Source organism: Curtobacterium sp. 18060 (assembly GCF_902706105.1).
Taxonomy (GTDB): Bacteria; Actinomycetota; Actinomycetes; order Actinomycetales; family Microbacteriaceae; genus Curtobacterium.
On the sequence record NZ_CACSJV010000001.1, the window covers coordinates 53,469 to 70,073 of the forward strand.

Below are 16,605 nucleotides of genomic sequence, written 5' to 3' on the forward strand. Positions count from 1 at the left end.
CTGCACTGGCGCAGCCGGAGAGCGAGGAACGATGCAGTTCGCACGACTCGGCCCGGCGGGGAGCGAGATCCCCGTGGCCATCGACACCGACGGCGAGGTCTTCGACCTCCGCTCGATCACCAGTGACATCAGCGGGTCCTTCCTGGCCTCGGACCCGGTCGGCCGCGTCGACCACGCCCGCAGCGCGGGCGACCTGACGATCATCGGTCGAGACCGGGCCGACGGCATGCGGCGCGGAGCGCCGATCACCCGCCCCGGCAAGGTCGTCTGCATCGGCCTGAACTACCGCGACCACGCCGCCGAGACCGGCGCCGACATCCCCACCGAACCGATCGTGTTCATGAAGGACCCGATGACGGTGATCGGCCCCGACGACGAGGTCCTGATCCCCCGGAACAGCACGAAGACCGACTGGGAGATCGAGCTCGCGATCGTCATCGGCCGCACGGCTCGGTACTGCGAGACCGATGCGGACGCCGAGGCCTCCATCGCCGGCTACGCCATCGCGAACGACGTGTCCGAGCGGGAGTTCCAGCTCGAACGCGGCGGGCAGTGGGACAAGGGGAAGTCCTGCGAGACCTTCAACCCGCTCGGGCCGTGGCTGGTGACGCCCGGGTCGCTCGCCGCCGCCGGCCTCGACCCCGCGGCACTCGCGCTCCGACTGACCGTCAACGGCGAGGTCCGGCAGGACGGCACCACCGCCGACATGATCTTCCGTCCTGTGGAGATCGTCCGGTACCTGTCGCAGTTCATGGTGCTGTACCCCGGCGACGTCATCAGCACGGGGACCCCGGCGGGCGTCGCGCTGGCCGGACACGCGCCTTACCTGCAGCCCGGCGACGTCGTCGAGCTCACCGCCGACGGGCTCGGCTCGCAGCGCCAGACGGTCGGGGCAGCCTGATGGCGGACGCAACCGGCAGCGCCGGCACCGGCGGCGGCGCCGGCACCGGCGGCGGCGCCGGCACCGGCACCGGCCGCACGAGCAGCGCCGGCGGAACCGGCTCCGGCAGCACCGGCAGCCACGACGGCGTCCGGGCCATCGTCACCGGGGGCGCGTCCGGCATCGGCGCGGCGATCGCCGCTGCCCTGCGGGATCGCGGTGCCACGGTCGCCGTGCTCGACCTGCAGCCGTCGACCGTCGATGGGTTCCTCTCGGTGACGTGCGACGTCAGCGACGACGCGTCGGTCCGCGCCGCCGTCGCCACCGCCGTCGAGCAGCTCGGCGGCCTCGACGTCCTGGTCAACAACGCCGGCATCGGCGCCCAGGGCACGGTCGAGGGCAACGACGACGACGAGTGGCGCCGCGTGTACGAGGTCAACGTCCTCGGCGCCGTCCGGCTGTCGCGCGCTGCGCTCCCCCACCTGCGGGCGTCGGGCAACGCGAGCATCGTGAACACCTGCTCGATCGCCGCCACCGCAGGGCTGCCCCAGCGGGCGCTCTACTCGGCGACCAAGGGTGCGATCGCCGCTCTGACCCGCGCGATGGCCGCCGACCACATCCGCGAGGGCATCCGCGTCAACGCCGTCAACCCCGGCACGGCGGACACTCCGTGGGTCGCGCGGTTGCTGTCCACCGCGGGCGACCCGGCCGCCGAACGCGCAGCGCTCGAGGCCCGGCAGCCGCACGGCCGGCTCGTGCAGGCGGAGGAGGTCGCCGAGGCGGTCGCCTACCTGACGAGCCCGCTCGCCCGGTCCACGACGGGCGTCGACCTGGCCGTCGACGGCGGGATGCAGGCCCTCCGGCTGCGGCCCGCCTGATGGTCGGGCCGTGACGACCGGGAGGCCCGGCTATCGTCGACCTGTCGGCTCGCGTCCGCGAGCGGGCCGGGATCAGGAGGTGGTGACGTGGCGTCGCTGACCGACGATGCGATCGCACGCATCCAGCAGATGATCGTGAGCGGTGAGCTCCAACCCGGGCAGCGCCTCCCGCCCGAGAAGGAACTGAGCGAGTCGCTCGGCCTGTCCCGGAACAGCCTGCGCGAGGCGGTGAAGGCCCTCGAACTCATCCGCGTGCTCGACGTCCGCCGCGGCGACGGCACCTACGTGACGTCGCTGGAACCCGGCGTGCTGCTCGAGGCGGTGTCGTTCGTCGTCGACATGCACCACGACCGGTCCCTCGTCGACCTGCTCGAGGTCCGCCGCATCCTCGAGCCCGCGTCCGCCGTCCTGGCGACCGCGCGGGCCTCGGAGCAGCAGATCGACGAGCTCGCCACGCTGATGCAGTCCGTCGGCGAGGACACCGGTGTCGAGGACCTCGTCGCGCACGACCTGCTGTTCCACTCGACCATCGCGGGCATCGGCGGCAACCAGTACCTGTCCGGGCTCCTCGACGCCCTGTCGAGCAAGACCGTGCGGGTGCGGGTCTGGCGGGGGCTGACGCAGAACGGCTCGGTGCAGCGCACCCTCGACGAGCACGCCGCCATCGTGGACGCCATCCGACGCCGGGATCCGCAGCTCGTGCAGGCGCTCGTGGTGTCGCACGTCGAGGGCGTCGAGCGCTGGTTGCGGCGCTCCCTCGACTGAAACCGAGAACGCGTGCAGTCGGGTGGGTGTTGTGTCGGTCGTCGGCCCTGAGCACGACATCCGTCGCGCTCGGACCGGCCGCAGAACACGGAGGAAACACCATGGGCGTCCTTGGCACCATCATCGGTCTTATCGTCGTCGGCCTGATCGCCGGCGCCATCGCCCGGCTCGTCGTCCCCGGCAAGCAGCACATCTCGATCCCCATGACCATCCTGCTGGGCATCATCGGCTCGTTCGTGGGCGGGTTCCTCGGGTTCCTGATCTTCCGCCACGACCTGATGGACGGCTTCTTCCAGCCGGCCGGCATCATCGGTTCGATCATCGGCGCCATCATCGTGCTGATCATCTACATCCGCTTCTCGGGTCGCAGCGCCAAGACCCGCTAGGCAGGTCTCGGCGGGCACGACTCGCTGCACAACCAACGTCACCCCGAACCGCGCATCCGTGCGGTTCGGGGTGATTTTGGTTGTGCGGGGCTCAGCCGGTCAGCAGGCCGGCGGCGCGGAGGTCGTCCCACAGAGCTTCCGGCACCACGGCCGCGGCCCGGGCGACGTTCGAGCGCACCTGCTCGGCGGACTGCACGCCGAGGGCGATCGCGGCGACCGCAGCAGCACGCCGCGGGAACGCCAGCGCCGCCTCGGGCAGCGTGACCCCGTGCCGCTCGCAGACGTCGGCGATCGCGTTCGCCCGCGCGACGAGTGCCGCCGGTGCCGTGGCGTAGTCGTACGTCGCCGTGGCGTCGGGCCGGTCCCGCCCGAGCAGTCCCGAGTTGTAGACCCCGACCGCGACGACCGCGACGCCGAGCGAGGCGCACCGGGCGACGAGCTCCGCCGCCGGCTGCTCCAGGAGCGTGTACCGGCCCGCGAGCATGACCACGTCGCACAGCCCGGTGGACACCGCGGCGTCGAGGGCCTCGACCGAGTTCGACCCGACGCCGACGGCCCGGACCACGCCGTCGTCCCGCAGCTCGGCGAGCGTCGGCAGCGCCTGCGTCAGGCCGTCCTCGAGCGAGTAGACGTCGGGGTCGTGCAGGTACGCGACGTCGACGTGGTCGAGTTCGAGCCGCCCGAGCGACTCGTCCAACGACCGCCGGACACCCGACGGTGAGGGGTCCCACTGCCGCACGGTGTCGTTCGGCACCGCGAACCCGCCGGAGGCCAGGTCGTCCCCGTCGCCACGCCCGGGGACGAGCAGCCGCCCGACCTTCGTCGACACCAGGAACGCGTCACGCGGACGGTCGGCGAGCGCCGCCCCGAGCCGCCGCTCCGACAGCCCGAGGCCGTAGTGCGGCGCGGTGTCGAACCCGCGCACGCCGGCGTCCCAGGCGGCGTCGACCGTGGCACGGGCGTCGTCGTCGGACACCGGGCGCAGCAGGTTGCCGATGCCGGCGCCGCCGAACCAGAACGGACCGCGGTCGAGGTCGAGGTCGAGGTCGAGGCCAGTCATGCGTCCACCTGTCCGGAGAGCGACCAGACCTGCGGCACACCGTCGTCGTTCCCCGAGTAGTCGTCGTCGGCCTCGAGCAGCGGGTTGATCGTCTCCTGCCACTCCGCGTTGACCGGGTCGTCGGCGAGCGCCCGACGCATCGCCCGGTAGTCCTCGACCTCGATGAGGTGGATCAGGTCCTGCCCGTCACGCCACACCGTCCAGTCGTGCACCCCGGCATCACGCAGCCGGGCCGCGAGCGCGGGCGGGATCGACGCGTGCACGGCGTCGTACGCGGCCTCGTTCCCCGCCCGCAGCCGGGTCCTCGACAGGATGCGCTGCATCAGTCGCGCAGGAACAGCTCGACGACCGGCACGGCGACGTCGGGTCGCACGATCGGCAGCGTGAGCGTCAGCGTCCCCGCCGGCTGCCCGCCGAGCCCGGTGTTCTGCGCGCGGGTCCCCGGCGGGATCTCGCGGAAGTGCAGCTCCGACGCGTCGTTGAGCAGCTGGGCGTAGGCGACTCGGCCGGCCAGGTCGGGCAGGTGCACGTGCTCGAACGGCCACGCGAACAGGTGCAGGTACAGGCGGTTGCCGTTCTGCGTGTAGACGGTGTTGCGCGGCGCGACGAACGACGACGGTCCGGCGCCGTAGACGGACCGGGCGTGCTGGTGCATCCACGTCCCGATCCCGTCGAGGGTCTGGCGGGAGACCCCGTCGAACTCGCCACGGCCGGTGGGGCCGATGTTGAGCAGCATGTTCCCGTTGTTCGAGACGCCGTCGACGAGCATGCGGACGAGCAGGTCGACGGGCTTGAGGTTCACGTTGTCGCGGTCGTAGCCCCACGATCCGTTGAGCGTCTGGCAGGCCTCCCACGGCACCTGGGCGCCGTCGACCTCCATCGGCTTGTCCGGCTGGTACTGCTCCGGGGTGACGATGTCGCCCGGCAGGTCGAGCCGGTCGTTGACGATGATGCCGGGCTGGAGCCGCCTGGTCAGTTCGAGCAGCTCCGAGGATCCCCAGTCGTCGCGACCCTTGCCGCCCCAGATGTCCTCGTGGTCGTTGTCCCGGTACGAGAAGTCGTAGAACAGGTAGTCGACCTGCCCGTAGTCGGTGAGCAGCTCCTCGACCTGCCCGTGCAGGTACTCCCGGTAGCGCGACATGTCGCGGCCCTGGTTGAACGCCTCGATCTCCTCGGGCGAGTCGTCGCGCCTCGGGTGCACGCCGTCGACGGTGAAGTCCGGGTGGTGCCAGTCGATGAGCGAGTGGTAGAAGCCGACCCGCAGTCCCTCGGCCCGGACGGCGTCGACGAACTCGCGCACGATGTCGCGGCCGAACGGGGTGTTCGTGGACTTGTAGTCGGTGAGCTTGCTGTCCCAGAGGCAGAAGCCCTCGTGGTGCTTCGTGGTGAGCACGACGTACTTCATGCCGGCTTCGCGAGCACGGCGGGCCCAGTCGGCGGCGTCGAACAGGTCGGGGTCGAAGTGGTCGAAGTACTTCTGGTAGTCGGCGTCGGTGATCCGTTCGCGGTTCTTCACCCACTCGTGCCGTGCCGGCAGGGCGTACAGCCCCCAGTGGATGAACATGCCGAACCGGTCGTGGGTGAACCAGGCGGGCAGGCCGCTCGCGTCGGTCGCGGTCTGCGGCTCTGCAGGTGCGGTGATGGTCATGAGGCCAGTGTTCCTTTCAGAGGGGGGAGGGGTGTCACCGGCCGCCGAGGCCGCTGGTGACGATGCCCTTGACGAGGTGCTTCTGCAGCAGGACGAGCAGGATCACGGTGGGCAGCATCGAGATCACCGATGCCGCCATCACGAGGTTCCACTCGGAGCCCTGCTGGCCGAAGAACTGCTGCAGGCCGAGCGGGATGGTGCCCCGGGCCTCGACGTCGTTGACGATGACGAGCGGCCAGAGGAACGAGTTCCAGTACGAGATGAACGAGAACACCGCGAGGACGGCCATGGTCGGTCGGGCGAGCGGCATCATCACCGAGAAGAAGGTCCGGATCGCGCCAGCCCCGTCGACCCGGGCGGCGTCGTCGAGTTCCTGCGGCACGGTCAGGAAGAACTGCCGGACCAGGAACGCGCCGAGGGCCGTGAACGCCCACGGGATGATGAGTGCCTGGAACGTGTCGACCCAGCCGAAGCCCTGCATCATCACGTACATCGGGATGACGAGGACGTCCTGCGGGATCATCAGCGTGACGAGGAACAGCAGGAACACCGTGTTCCGGCCGCGCCAGCGCAACCGTGAGAACGCGTACCCGGAGAGCACGGCCACGGCGACGTTGATCGCCGTCCCGACCGCCGCGACGAACACGCCGTTGAGGATGAAGCGGGCGAACGGCAGGTAGGTGAACGCCTGCACGTAGTTGTCCCACTCGAGCGAGCGACCCCAGAGCGTCGGCGGGGTGGTGAACACCTGGTCGGCGGGCTTGAGGCTCGTCGCGACCATGTAGATGAGCGGCGAGACGAACAGGAGCGTGACGAGGCAGAGCAGGGCGTACCCGATCGCGTGCCGGACCCGCCCCGGTCGTGGCGCGGACTTCGTCCTGGCGACGGCACGCGGGTTGACCGTCCGGTTCGACGTGGTGGCAGCGACGTGCCCGCGGACCGCTTCACTCATAGTGCACCCACCGCTTCTGCCCGAGGAACTGGACGGCCGTGATCCCGAGGATGATGACGAACAGCACCCAGGCACCGGCCGAGGCCAGACCGAGCTGCTGGTTCTGGAAGCCGGTGTTGTAGATGTACTGCACGAGGGTCTCCGTCGCGGTGCCCGGCCCGCCCTTGGTGAGGACGAACGGCTGCACGAACACCTGGAACGAGGTGATCAGCGTCATCATCGTCGCGAAGAACACGGACGGCGAGATGAGCGGGAACTTGATGGCCCAGAAGGTCTGCCAGGCGTTCGCGCCGTCGAGCTGCGAGGCCTCGATCTGGTTCTCCGGCACGGCGTCGAGGGCCGCCGAGAAGATCAGCATGTTGTAGCCGAAGCCCTGCCAGACGCTCATCGCGACGATGGCGAGCATCGCCCAGTGCTCGTCGGCGAGGAAGTTCGGCGCGTGCACGCCCACGGTGGACTGCAGTGACGCGTCGATCGCTCCCCCGGGCTGGTACAGCATCCGCCACACCACGACGTTCGCGACGATCGGCGTGATGGTCGGGATGAAGAACAGGACGCGGAAGACGTGTCGGCCGGCGATCCGCGGCGTCAGCCAGGCGGCGAGCCCGAGCGACACGACGAGGTTGAGCGGCACGTAGAGCACCACGAACAGCGCCGTGTTGAGGGCGACGGTGCGGAAGACCGGGTCGGCGAAGAGCCGGGTGTAGTTCTCGATGCCGGCCCAGCTGCGCTCGCCGAGCATGGGCCAGTTCATGAAGCTGACGACGAGTGAGGCGACGATCGGGAACGCCGTGAAGACGACGAGTCCGATCGAGTGCGGTGCCGCGAACGCGGCGCCCCACCAGGAGCGGCGCCCGAGTGCGCTCGTGTCCTCGCCGTCCTTCCGCCGCGGGGTCGCGGCTCCGACCGCGACCGCGGTCGCGACCGCGGGGACGGCCGCTTCGGCCGGTGGGTCCTGGATGGTGGTCATGCGACGACCTCCTCGTCGTTCGCGCGGTCCTGAACAGGGGATGGATCGGACGGGAGGCCCGTGGCGGGGCCGCAACGGGCTTCCAGTCCGCTCATTGGTTCAGCTGGTCACTGCGTGCCGAGCTGGCCGGCGATGGAGGACATCGTCTCCTTGCCGGAGGTCTGCCCGTTCACCGCCTGCAGGGCGTACTGCGTGAACAGCTGGGAGAGCTGGTCGCTCTGCTTGTTCCCGAGGAGCGGCGAGGACTTGGCGAGCCCTGCCTTGAGCGCGGCCTCGGCGCCGTCGATGCCGGCGCTCGAGTACCACGCCGACTGGGCAGCGGTGCGGCCGGGGAAGGCTCGTCCCGCTTCGGCGAGCGACGTCAGGACCTTCTCGCTGGTCATCGTCTGGACGGCCTTGAACGCCTGCTCCGGGTACTTGCACTGCTTCGAGACACCGAAGCCGGAGCCGGCGGCGAAGGTCGACGGACCGGACGTCCCCGCGGGGAGCGTCGTGACCCCGAGGTCGAACTTCACCTTGGCCTTCTGGCTGATGAGCGACCACGGACCGTCGGTGTACATCGCGACCTTGCCGGCGGCGAAGTCGTTGCCCGGCGTCGACGCGTCCGACGACGCCTGCGTCGCGTAGCCCTTCTCCACCAGTGTCGAGAGCCAGTCGAGGCCGTCCGCGAACTTCGCGTTCGACGCGTCGAGCTCGCCGTCGGACGTGATCACCCGGCCACCGTTGTAGCCGTAGACCATCGACTCGAGGTTGAGGTCACCCACCGTCGAACCGAACATGGTGACGCCCTTCGCCTTGAGCGCGGCGCCCGCCGCCTCGAAGTCGTCGACGGTCCATCCCGGCTTCGGCTCGGCCACGCCCGCCTTCGTGAAGACGTCCTTGTTGTAGAACATCATGATGGGCCCGGTGTCGTAGGGCAGGCCGTAGAGCTTCCCGTCGACCTTCATGCCGTCGAGCGCGGTGCTGTCGAACGCGGACAGGTCGGTGCCGTCCTGCTTCGCGAGGTCGTCGAGCGGCAGCAGCGACGACGTGTAGTTCGCGGTGCGGAGCGACTGCATGCTCACGACGCACTGGGCGCCGCCCGCGCTCAACTGCGTGCTGAGCTTCGTGAAGTAGTTCTCGAACGGCGCGCCCTGGATCGTCAGGGTGATGTCGTCCTCGCTCTTCACGGTGTCGGCGACCTTCTGCCAGGCGGCCTTGTCCTCCTTCCCGGCGATCCACATGGACCAGGTCAGGGCGTCCTTCGACTGGCTTCCACCGGCACTGCTGCCGGAGGAACAGCCGGTGAGCACGAGGGCCGCGGCAGCTGCTGCCGCGAGCCCGGTGATGATGCGTCGTCGTTGCATCGGAGTCTCCACTTCGTCGTGGTGATGGGTGTGTGGGGTGGGATCAGGCGACGCGGACCGCGTCGGGGACCGTCTCGGTGTCGACGACGGCCCAGGCCGGGCCGTCCGGGAACGCGTAGGCGTCGAGGGAGTCGGCGAGCATCTCGGTGCCGGCTCCCGGAGCGGTCGGCGGCCAGTAGCGGCCGTCGTGGACGTCCACCGGGGTCACGAAGTGCTCGTGCAGGTGGTCGACGAACTCGATGCACCGGGTGTCGAGGTCGCCGGTCAGCGCGACGGCGTCGAACATCGACAGGTGCTGCACCGCCTCGCACAGGCCGACCCCGCCGGCGTGCGGGCACACCCGGACGCCGTGCTTCGCGGCGAGCAGCAGGATCGCGAGGTTCTCGTTGACCCCCGCGACCCGGGTGGCGTCGATCTGCAGCACCGACATCGACCCGGCCTGGATGAGCTGCTTCGCGATCACCCGGTTGGCCATGTGCTCGCCGGTCGCGACCGGGATCGGGGCGATGCGCCGGGCGATCTCGGCGTGCCCGAGGACGTCGTCGGGGCTCGTGGGTTCCTCGACCCAGGCGAGGTCGAACGGGCGGAGCCGTTCGATCCAGGTGACGGCCTCGTCGACGTCCCACCGCTGGTTGGCGTCGACCGCGATGCGGATGTCGGGGCCGACCGTGGCGCGGGCGATGCCCATCCGGCGGACGTCCTCGTCGAGGTCGCCGCCGACCTTGAGCTTGATCTGCTCGAAGCCCTCGTCGACGGCTTCGCGGCAGAGCCGGGCGAGCTTCTCGTCGTCGTAGCCGAGCCAGCCCGGGGTGGTCGTGTACGCCTGGTAGCCCTGCGCTTCGAGCCGAGCCCGACGGGTCGCACGGTGCGGTTCGGCGGCTCGGAACAGCTCGAGCGCCTCGTCCGGGGTGATCGCGTCGGTGAGGTACCGGAAGTCCACCAGGTCGACGAGCTCCTCGGGACTCAGGTCCGCCAGCAGCGCCCACAGCGGCTGTCCCGCGCGCTTCGCCCGGAGGTCCCAGAGCGCGTTCACCACGGCGCCGATCGCCATGTGCATGACGCCCTTCTCCGGGCCGAGCCAGCGCAGCTGCGAGTCGTGGACCATCGCGCGCCAGGTGCCGCCCATGTCGGCGAGGACCGCTTCGGCGTCGGCACCGACGACGTGCCCGCGCAGGGCGGCGATCGCGGCTTCCTGCACCTCGTTGCCGCGGCCGATCGTGAACACGAAGCCCGTGCCGACGTGTCCGTCCAGGGCGTCGGTCGTGATCTCGACGTACGCGGCGGAGTAGTCGGGCGCGGGGTTCATGGCGTCGGATCCGTCGTGCTCCCGAGAGGTCGGGAAACGGATGTCGCGCACGTGCAGACCGGTGATGCGGCTCATTCGTGTCTCCTGCCGTCCGGTCTCCGTCGACCGAACGAGGCAATCAAAACATCGGATGTCTCGCGCGTCAAGAGAACTCTTCGTCTCGTTCTGGTCTCGAACGGGGCCGAGTCGTCGGATGGCTGCGCGTCGCGTCGGCGTGGATTGCGGCGGCGTGGCCGATCCGCCAAAGCGACAGATCCCCGCCAACTGTTCGCGGAGATCTGTCGCTTTCGCGGAACCGTCGACAGCGGAGCACGCGCATCTGTCGCTTCGGCGGGGGCGACCGGACCACGGACGGGAGGCGCGGTGCGGGTCGGACCCGCGCCGCGCCTCCCGTCCGTGGTCGCGCCTCAGGCGGAGGCGAGCCGGCCCATCTCGGCCACCACGCCGCGGAGGCGGTCCGCCAGCTCGTCGCGCGAGCCGTCGGCGAAGCGGTGTGCCGACTCGATGAGCGCCGCCATGACGAGCGTCACCGCGGTCCGCGCGGAGTCCACGTCGGTGCGCTCGGCGGCGACCGTGAACACGGCGAGCCGGGCACGCGCCATCCACTGCAGCATCGCGGGCACCATCTCGGGTCGCGCCTGCACGAGTTCCTTCATGCGACGGCGGTCCGCCGGCAGTGTCACCGTCCGGGCGACGAGGTCACAGAGGTCCGACACGAGCGGGCCCTCCGCGGTCAGGAACGCCTGCCGTGCCGCCTCGGGCACCGAGCTCTCGGGGAGCCCGAGTGCCGCGTCGCCCTTCGACGGGAAGTAGTTGAAGAAGGTGCGGGGCGAGACGCCGGCATCGGCACAGATCTCCTCGACCGTGACGCCGGCCAGGCCCCGGTCGGAGACCAGCGCCAGCGCGGCCTGGTGGATCGCGTGCCGGGTCTGCTGCTTCTTGCGTTCCCGCAGGCCACTGTCGCCTGCCGGGTGCGATTCGATCGTGCTCACTGCTGCTCCTGGTGCGGGTCGGGGCCTCCCGTCTGGTGACGAGAGGCCCCGGTAGCCGGTCCTACGCGCGGTCCCGCTGCACGGGGATCGATCCGGTGACGGGCGCCGTGGGCGACCCCATCGTGTCGGCCGCCTTGACGGCCTGCACCTCGAGGTCGTCGGCGGTGCCGGCCTGGTCGGCCTGCTCCTGCAGGGCCGAGCTCTTGCGGAGCGGCGGCGCTTTGAAGAACCAGCTGAGGATGAACGCCAGCAGGATCACGGCGAAGCCGACCCAGTAGACGGTCACGGCCGACGCGTTGAAGCCGGTCATGAACGGCTTGGTCAGCGCCGGGGTCGCACCGTTGAGGTAGGACGTGTCGCTCGTCTCGCTGCTCGAGCTGCTGCCGTCGCCGGCCCCCTTGTCGATCTGCTTCGACAGTTCGGGGGCGAGCTCACCAACCCAGTACGAGCGCTGCGAGGCGTCGGACCAGTCGACCACGAGCTTGCCGTCCTGCACGCTGGCGTGCGCCTTGTCGGCTGCGGCGGTGAGGGCCTGCTGCTGCACGGCCTCCGGAGCGCCGGTCGTCGCAGCGGTGACCTGCGCGGTGGCCTGGTCGAGGCCGGACTGCACCTGCGACTTCACCGGGGTGACGATCGGGTTCCAGATCTGCTCCATGACGCCCGCGTTCGCCTTCGCCGTGGCGACGGTCGGGTTCAGAGCGGCGTCGAGCGCACCGGACAGGTTCTTCTGGTCCGCGGTGGCGTGCAGGATGTTCGCCGGCATGATCGAGAACAGGATGCTGAGCAGCACCGCCGTACCGAGCGTTCCACCGATCTGGCGGAAGAACGTGGCGGACGACGTCGCCACACCCATGTCCCGCGGCTGCACGGAGTTCTGCGAGGCGAGGGTGATGCTCTGCATGAGCTGCCCGAGGCCGAGGCCGATCAGGAACATGCCGATCATCAGGAACCAGAGCGGCTTGTCGATCGTCATGAACGTCAGGACGACGTAGCCGACCGAGACCAGGGCCGTGCCGATCACCGGGAAGATCCGGTAGCGACCGGTGCGGGCGACGATCTGCCCCGAGGCGATCGAGGCGATCATCAGACCACCGATCATCGGCAGGGTCGCGAAGCCGGACTCCGTCGGGGTCAGCCCCGTGACGATCTGCAGGTACAGCGGGATGGTCAGCATGGCGCCGAACATCGCGAAGCCGACCAGGAACCCGAGGATCGTGGCCATCGAGAAGGTGCCCGAGCGGAAGAGCTTGAGCGGGATGATCGCGTCGTCCTTCATCAGGGTCTCGATCACCAGGAAGGCGACGAGCCCGAGCGCACCGATCACGTAGCAGGCGATGGCGCCGGCCGAACCCCAACCCCAGGTGCGGCCCTGCTCGGCCGCGAGCAGGAGCGGGACGAGCGTCGCGATCACCGAGGTGGCACCCCACCAGTCGATGCGCGGCTTCGCCTTGGCGTCACCGAACTTCGGCAGGTGCAGGAAGGCGATGACCATCAGGAGGGCCGCGACGCCGATCGGCACGTTGATCAGGAAGACCCAGCGCCAGCCGGTGACACCGAGGATCGTGCTCGCGCCGGCGAACAGGCCACCGATGAGCGGGCCGATGACGGACGAGATGCCGAAGACCGCGAGGAAGTAGCCCTGGTACTTGGCGCGCTCACGCGGGGCGAGGATGTCACCCATGATCGCGAGCGGCAGCGACATCAGCGCACCGGCACCGATGCCCTGGAAGGCACGGAACGCGGCGAGCATGATCATCGAGGTCGACATCGTCGAGAGCAGCGAGCCGAGGATGAAGACCGCGATGCCGAAGATGTACAGCGGCCGGCGGCCGAAGACGTCGGAGAGCTTGCCGTAGATCGGCGTCGTGATGGTCGACGCGATCAGGTACGCGGTCGTGACCCACGCCTGCTGGTCGAGGCCGTGCAGGTCGTCGCCGATGGTGCGGATAGCGGTGCCGACGATCGTCTGGTCGAGCGACGACAGGAACATGCCGGCCATGAGGCCGTAGATGACGAGCAGGATCTGACGGTGCGACATGATCGGCTTGCCCGGCGTGCTGGCCGGGGAGTCGTGTCGTCCGCGCGACACCTCGACGGGTGCGGTGGCAGTAGACATGAGGGTCCTTCAGGGGTGCGTGGTGGTCGTCGTGCGGGCAAGGGACGCCGGAGCGTGTGTGGCGGGCCGTCGAACGGCGGGTCAACCTTGCAGACGCTGCAACTTTACATCATCAGCACGTTTGCGGCCAACGCAAACTTGCCGTCCGTGCACGTTCGTGAACGGCTTCTCAGGTAGCGTCGTCGGCCATGGGGCGAACTGCGTGGACGGACGTGCCGGCGATCCTGCGCGACCGGGTGGAGCAGACCCTCGGCGGAGCGGTGACGACCACTGAGTCCCAGACGGCCGGGTGGTCGCCGGGGAGTGCCGACCGTGTGGTCACGGCGACGGGGCGACGGGCGTTCGTCAAGACAGTCTCGCGATCGCGGAACGCCGATGCCTTCGCCCTGCACCGCCGGGAAGCCCGCGTGGTGGCGCAGCTGCCGTCGACGGTGCAGGCACCACCCCTGCTGGACGCCTTCGACGCCGCCGTGGACGGCGACGAGTGGGTCGTCCTGGTCCTCGACGACATCGAGGGCAAGCACCCCGGGGCAGCACTCGACGGCAGCGACACCGCGGCGGTGCTCGATGCACTGGACACCCTGCCGCCGGCGACCGGCGACCTCGGCACGCTCCCCCGGATCGCCGACGACCTGCGCCACGAGTTCGGCGCCTGGGACCGGATGCTCGGCGACCCGACCCTGGCCGACCGGGTGGCCGAGATCGTGCCGGCACACGTCCTCACCGCCGGACCCGCGATCGCCCGAGCCGCCGACCGAGCAGCGGCACTCGTCGACGGCAACCACCTCGTGCACGCCGACTGCCGTGCCGACAACCTGCTCGTCGACGGTTCCGGGGTCGTCTGGGTCGTGGACTGGCCGTGGGCGAGCATCGGCGCGCACTGGCTCGACCCGCTGACCTACCTGATCGACACACTCGTCCGCGGCGAGGACAGCGACGTCGAGCACCACCTCGCCACCCACCCGGTGTTCGCCGGCCTGCCCGCCGCGACGGTCGACGCCGTCCTCGCTGGTCTCGCCGGACTGTTCTTCGAGCACGCGCTGCCGCCGGCACCGCCGAACATGCCGACCATCCGCGACTTCCAACGGCGCGAGGGTGTGGCCGCGGCGGAGTGGTTGCTCCGCCGGTGGGACGCGGCGCCGCGCTGACGACGAGCAACAGGCGTCGGGTACCCCGTCTGTCCAGCAAGCGCGGCACCACGGAGCGTACGGTCCCCCGCATGACTGATGAGCACCGCACTCCGCGTCCCGAAGACGACGCCGCGCGCCTCGGTCTCGTCGTCGTCGGAGAAGCAGCGGCACTGCACTCCGGTGACGAGGCGGCACTGGACGCGAGCGAACAGAACATCCGCGACACCATCGACGAGATGGTCGACGAGCCCCTGACCCCACGCCAGGAGCAGGTCGTCGAACGACTGGCATCGGCCGGCGGGACCCTCACCGCCGGACTCAGCGGTGCGCTCGCGGCGCAGACCGGACGGAGCGTCGACGACATCCTCGAGGGCGCGGCCCGCAGCGTCGTGTGGCAGCAGCGGCTCGCCGACCAGCGCGATGCCGCCGGTGCCGCGGACCCGCGCGGCGGCGGCCAGCGCGAGGACGCCGGTGGCCAGCAGCGCGAGCGCCGGGACGAGAACGGGCGCGACGAGGACTGATCCTCGCCACGCCCGCCCCGGGTACCGCTGAGGACTACTCGGTCGGCTCCGCGACAGCGGTGGACTGCTCACGCACGACGGCCCGAGCGGCAGCCTGCCCCGTCGTCGAACTCTTGACGATGTCACTCAGGGTGAACCCGGCGGTCGTCCCGAGCAGGGCGTCGACCTCGCTGAACTGGCTCACGATGCTCTTCGACAGGGCGCCGGCGCCGTCGGAGGACACCACGGTCAGCTTGTCGATGTTGCCCATCGGCGCCGCGAGCTCGCGGGCGATGCTCGGCAGGGTCTCGATGGCCTTGACGCGCAGGACGGCCTCGGAGTGCTGTGCGAGTGCGTCGGCCTGCGCCTTCGTGGCGTCTGCCTCGGCCTGACCCTTGGCGCGGATCGCATCGGCCGCTGCCTCACCTTCGGCACGGGAGGCGTCGGCGGCGAGCTTGCGCGCCTCGGACTCGGCCTTCGCCTCGGCGGCGATCGCTTCGGCGGAGATCCGACGGGCCTCGGCCTGGGCGCGGGCCGTCTCGACCTGGGCACCGGCGGCCGCTTCGGCCTCGACGCGGGTCTTGCGCGCCTGCGCCTCGGCGACGGCGGAGACCTCGGACTCGAGCTCGGCACGGCGCAGCTCGGCACGCTTCTGCGCGGTGATCTGCTCCTGCTCGACGACGCCCTGCGCCGCACGGGCCTGGGCGAGCGGACCGGCGGCTGCGGCCTCGGCCGATGCCCGGTCGGCGTCGAGCTGCAGTGCGGCACGTCGGATCGCCAGGGTGTTCTCGGCTTCGGCGATGGCCTGGTCGGCGGTGGCACGGGCTTCTCGCGCTTCGCGGTCGGCCTGCGCCTCGGCGTTCTCCGCCTCGAGCCGGACGCGGGCGCGCTCGGCACGACCGAGGTCGCTGATGTACTCGTTGCGGTCCGAGATGCCCTTGATCTCGAAGGAGTCGACGTCGAGCCCCTGGCTGTGCAGGGCCTCCTTCGCAACGTCGAGCACCGCGACGGTGAGCTGGTCGCGGTTGCGGATGATCGTGGACACGTCGGTCGCGCCGATCGACGCACGGAGCGATCCCGACAGGACCTCGCGCGCGAAGTCGTCGATCTTCTTCTCCTGCCCGAGGAACCGCTGCGCGGCCGCCCGGATCGAGGCGTCGGTCTCGCCGACCTTGACCAGCGCGACCGCTTCGACGTCGATCGTCACGCCGCGGGAGTCCTGCGCGTTGACGTTGATGTCGATCGCCCGGGAGCTGAGCGAGAGCTTCGCGACCTTCTCGAAGAACGGTCGGACGAGGACGCCGGCGCCGAGCACGACCTTGATGCCGGACTCGACGGTCTCGGTGCCGTCGTCGTTCTTGACCTTGCGCGAGCGCTTGCCGGTGATGATGAGCGCTTCGTCGGCGCCGGCGTTGCGGTACACGACCTTCGCGTAGATCAGTGCGATCACGGCGAGGACGATGATCCCCACGATGATCAGCGGGATGGCTCCGAGCGCGAACAGGACTTCCATGACTCCCCCTCCGGACCAGGCGCCAGCCTGGATTCCGCATCTGTTGTTCCGTTGGGTCCCATCCTACGAGCCGTCGATGACGCGCGGCGGCCGGAGGAGCGAGTTTGGCAGCTTTTCCGGTCAATTTGACCTCTTTGTGACAGACTTCCCTGCCAGGAGGTCC

At 70.1% G+C, this 16,605-nt stretch carries 16 protein-coding genes; 6 read left to right on the top strand and 10 right to left on the bottom strand.

The window, feature by feature from the left end; genetic code table 11:
- Positions 1-31 precede the first annotated feature (31 nt).
- From GVL05_RS00260 to GVL05_RS00275, 4 genes are all read left to right on the top strand, one after another.
- Positions 32-901 (top strand): fumarylacetoacetate hydrolase family protein, encoded by an 870-nt coding sequence (locus GVL05_RS00260; RefSeq protein ID WP_159570222.1) that lies wholly within the window; start codon positions 32-34, stop codon positions 899-901.
- Positions 901-1,758: an SDR family NAD(P)-dependent oxidoreductase gene (locus GVL05_RS00265; protein WP_159570225.1), complete on the top strand. Its 858-nt coding sequence runs from the start codon at positions 901-903 to the stop codon at positions 1,756-1,758. The genes GVL05_RS00260 and GVL05_RS00265 overlap by 1 nt, the downstream gene beginning before the upstream one ends.
- Positions 1,759-1,845: 87 nt before the next feature.
- The gene (locus GVL05_RS00270; protein ID WP_111086323.1) at positions 1,846-2,523 is read left to right on the top strand and encodes a FadR/GntR family transcriptional regulator; all 678 of its coding nucleotides are present in this window, start codon (positions 1,846-1,848) and stop codon (positions 2,521-2,523) included.
- Between the two features lie 101 nt (positions 2,524-2,624).
- Positions 2,625-2,909, top strand: coding sequence for a GlsB/YeaQ/YmgE family stress response membrane protein (locus GVL05_RS00275; RefSeq protein ID WP_123293341.1), 285 nt, complete (start codon positions 2,625-2,627; stop codon positions 2,907-2,909).
- A gap of 91 nt (positions 2,910-3,000) precedes the next feature.
- Here the strand turns inward: GVL05_RS00275 and GVL05_RS00280 are convergent, their stop codons facing one another.
- The 9 genes from GVL05_RS00280 to GVL05_RS00320 all read right to left on the bottom strand — a co-directional run bounded on the left by GVL05_RS00280 (position 3,001) and on the right by GVL05_RS00320 (position 13,299).
- Positions 3,001-3,969 carry an aldo/keto reductase gene (locus tag GVL05_RS00280; RefSeq protein WP_159570227.1) on the bottom strand — a complete coding sequence of 323 codons (969 nt, stop codon included), beginning with the start codon at positions 3,967-3,969 and terminating at the stop codon, positions 3,001-3,003.
- Positions 3,966-4,292 carry an L-rhamnose mutarotase gene (locus GVL05_RS00285; RefSeq protein WP_159570229.1) on the bottom strand — a complete coding sequence of 109 codons (327 nt, stop codon included), beginning with the start codon at positions 4,290-4,292 and terminating at the stop codon, positions 3,966-3,968. Before GVL05_RS00285 ends, GVL05_RS00280 begins: the two co-directional genes overlap by 4 nt.
- Positions 4,292-5,617 (bottom strand): alpha-L-fucosidase, encoded by a 1,326-nt coding sequence (locus GVL05_RS00290; protein ID WP_111086327.1) that lies wholly within the window; start codon positions 5,615-5,617, stop codon positions 4,292-4,294. Before GVL05_RS00290 ends, GVL05_RS00285 begins: the two co-directional genes overlap by 1 nt.
- Before the next feature lie 34 nt (positions 5,618-5,651).
- Positions 5,652-6,569, bottom strand: a complete 918-nt coding sequence (locus GVL05_RS00295; protein WP_111086328.1) for a carbohydrate ABC transporter permease — start codon at positions 6,567-6,569, stop codon at positions 5,652-5,654.
- The gene (locus tag GVL05_RS00300) at positions 6,562-7,539 is read right to left on the bottom strand and encodes a carbohydrate ABC transporter permease (RefSeq protein WP_159570231.1); all 978 of its coding nucleotides are present in this window, start codon (positions 7,537-7,539) and stop codon (positions 6,562-6,564) included. The genes GVL05_RS00295 and GVL05_RS00300 overlap by 8 nt, the downstream gene beginning before the upstream one ends.
- Positions 7,540-7,646: 107 nt before the next feature.
- Positions 7,647-8,885 carry a sugar ABC transporter substrate-binding protein gene (locus GVL05_RS00305; protein ID WP_235035775.1) on the bottom strand — a complete coding sequence of 413 codons (1,239 nt, stop codon included), beginning with the start codon at positions 8,883-8,885 and terminating at the stop codon, positions 7,647-7,649.
- Positions 8,886-8,928: 43 nt separating this feature from the next.
- Positions 8,929-10,266: an enolase C-terminal domain-like protein gene (locus GVL05_RS00310; RefSeq protein WP_159570233.1), complete on the bottom strand. Its 1,338-nt coding sequence runs from the start codon at positions 10,264-10,266 to the stop codon at positions 8,929-8,931.
- A 332-nt stretch (positions 10,267-10,598) separates the two neighbouring features.
- Entirely contained in the window at positions 10,599-11,183 is a 585-nt protein-coding gene (locus tag GVL05_RS00315; protein ID WP_123293333.1) for a TetR/AcrR family transcriptional regulator, read from the bottom strand.
- Between the two features lie 61 nt (positions 11,184-11,244).
- Positions 11,245-13,299 carry an MDR family MFS transporter gene (locus GVL05_RS00320; RefSeq protein ID WP_159570235.1) on the bottom strand — a complete coding sequence of 685 codons (2,055 nt, stop codon included), beginning with the start codon at positions 13,297-13,299 and terminating at the stop codon, positions 11,245-11,247.
- Between the two features lie 188 nt (positions 13,300-13,487).
- Here GVL05_RS00320 and GVL05_RS00325 point away from each other — a divergent pair, with 188 nt between their 5' ends.
- Together GVL05_RS00325 and GVL05_RS00330 are read left to right on the top strand one after the other, a co-directional pair.
- Positions 13,488-14,447 carry a phosphotransferase gene (locus tag GVL05_RS00325; protein ID WP_159570237.1) on the top strand — a complete coding sequence of 320 codons (960 nt, stop codon included), beginning with the start codon at positions 13,488-13,490 and terminating at the stop codon, positions 14,445-14,447.
- 71 nt (positions 14,448-14,518) lie between these two features.
- A complete protein-coding gene (locus GVL05_RS00330) occupies positions 14,519-14,950 on the top strand; it encodes a hypothetical protein (RefSeq protein ID WP_159570239.1) in 432 nt (143 codons plus the stop codon).
- Between the two features lie 34 nt (positions 14,951-14,984).
- On the opposite strand, the gene GVL05_RS00335 is transcribed toward GVL05_RS00330, so the two are convergent.
- Entirely contained in the window at positions 14,985-16,442 is a 1,458-nt protein-coding gene (locus tag GVL05_RS00335) for an SPFH domain-containing protein (protein WP_123936833.1), read from the bottom strand.
- Positions 16,443-16,605 lie beyond the last annotated feature (163 nt).

What these genes read in the sequence shown, in the direction of transcription:
- GVL05_RS00260 (WP_159570222.1), top strand. Translation starts at nt 32, where the DNA reads ATGCAGTTCGCACGACTCGGCCCGGCGGGGAGCGAGATCCCCGTGGCC.
- GVL05_RS00265 (WP_159570225.1), top strand. Translation starts at nt 901, where the DNA reads ATGGCGGACGCAACCGGCAGCGCCGGCACCGGCGGCGGCGCCGGCACC.
- GVL05_RS00275 (WP_123293341.1), top strand. Translation starts at nt 2,625, where the DNA reads ATGGGCGTCCTTGGCACCATCATCGGTCTTATCGTCGTCGGCCTGATC.
- GVL05_RS00280 (WP_159570227.1), bottom strand. Translation starts at nt 3,969, where the DNA reads ATGACTGGCCTCGACCTCGACCTCGACCTCGACCGCGGTCCGTTCTGG.
- GVL05_RS00285 (WP_159570229.1), bottom strand. Translation starts at nt 4,292, where the DNA reads ATGCAGCGCATCCTGTCGAGGACCCGGCTGCGGGCGGGGAACGAGGCC.
- GVL05_RS00290 (WP_111086327.1), bottom strand. Translation starts at nt 5,617, where the DNA reads ATGACCATCACCGCACCTGCAGAGCCGCAGACCGCGACCGACGCGAGC.
- GVL05_RS00295 (WP_111086328.1), bottom strand. Translation starts at nt 6,569, where the DNA reads ATGAGTGAAGCGGTCCGCGGGCACGTCGCTGCCACCACGTCGAACCGG.
- GVL05_RS00300 (WP_159570231.1), bottom strand. Translation starts at nt 7,539, where the DNA reads ATGACCACCATCCAGGACCCACCGGCCGAAGCGGCCGTCCCCGCGGTC.
- GVL05_RS00305 (WP_235035775.1), bottom strand. Translation starts at nt 8,885, where the DNA reads ATGCAACGACGACGCATCATCACCGGGCTCGCGGCAGCAGCTGCCGCG.
- GVL05_RS00310 (WP_159570233.1), bottom strand. Translation starts at nt 10,266, where the DNA reads ATGAGCCGCATCACCGGTCTGCACGTGCGCGACATCCGTTTCCCGACC.
- GVL05_RS00320 (WP_159570235.1), bottom strand. Translation starts at nt 13,299, where the DNA reads ATGTCTACTGCCACCGCACCCGTCGAGGTGTCGCGCGGACGACACGAC.
- GVL05_RS00325 (WP_159570237.1), top strand. Translation starts at nt 13,488, where the DNA reads ATGGGGCGAACTGCGTGGACGGACGTGCCGGCGATCCTGCGCGACCGG.
- GVL05_RS00330 (WP_159570239.1), top strand. Translation starts at nt 14,519, where the DNA reads ATGACTGATGAGCACCGCACTCCGCGTCCCGAAGACGACGCCGCGCGC.
- GVL05_RS00335 (WP_123936833.1), bottom strand. Translation starts at nt 16,442, where the DNA reads ATGGAAGTCCTGTTCGCGCTCGGAGCCATCCCGCTGATCATCGTGGGG.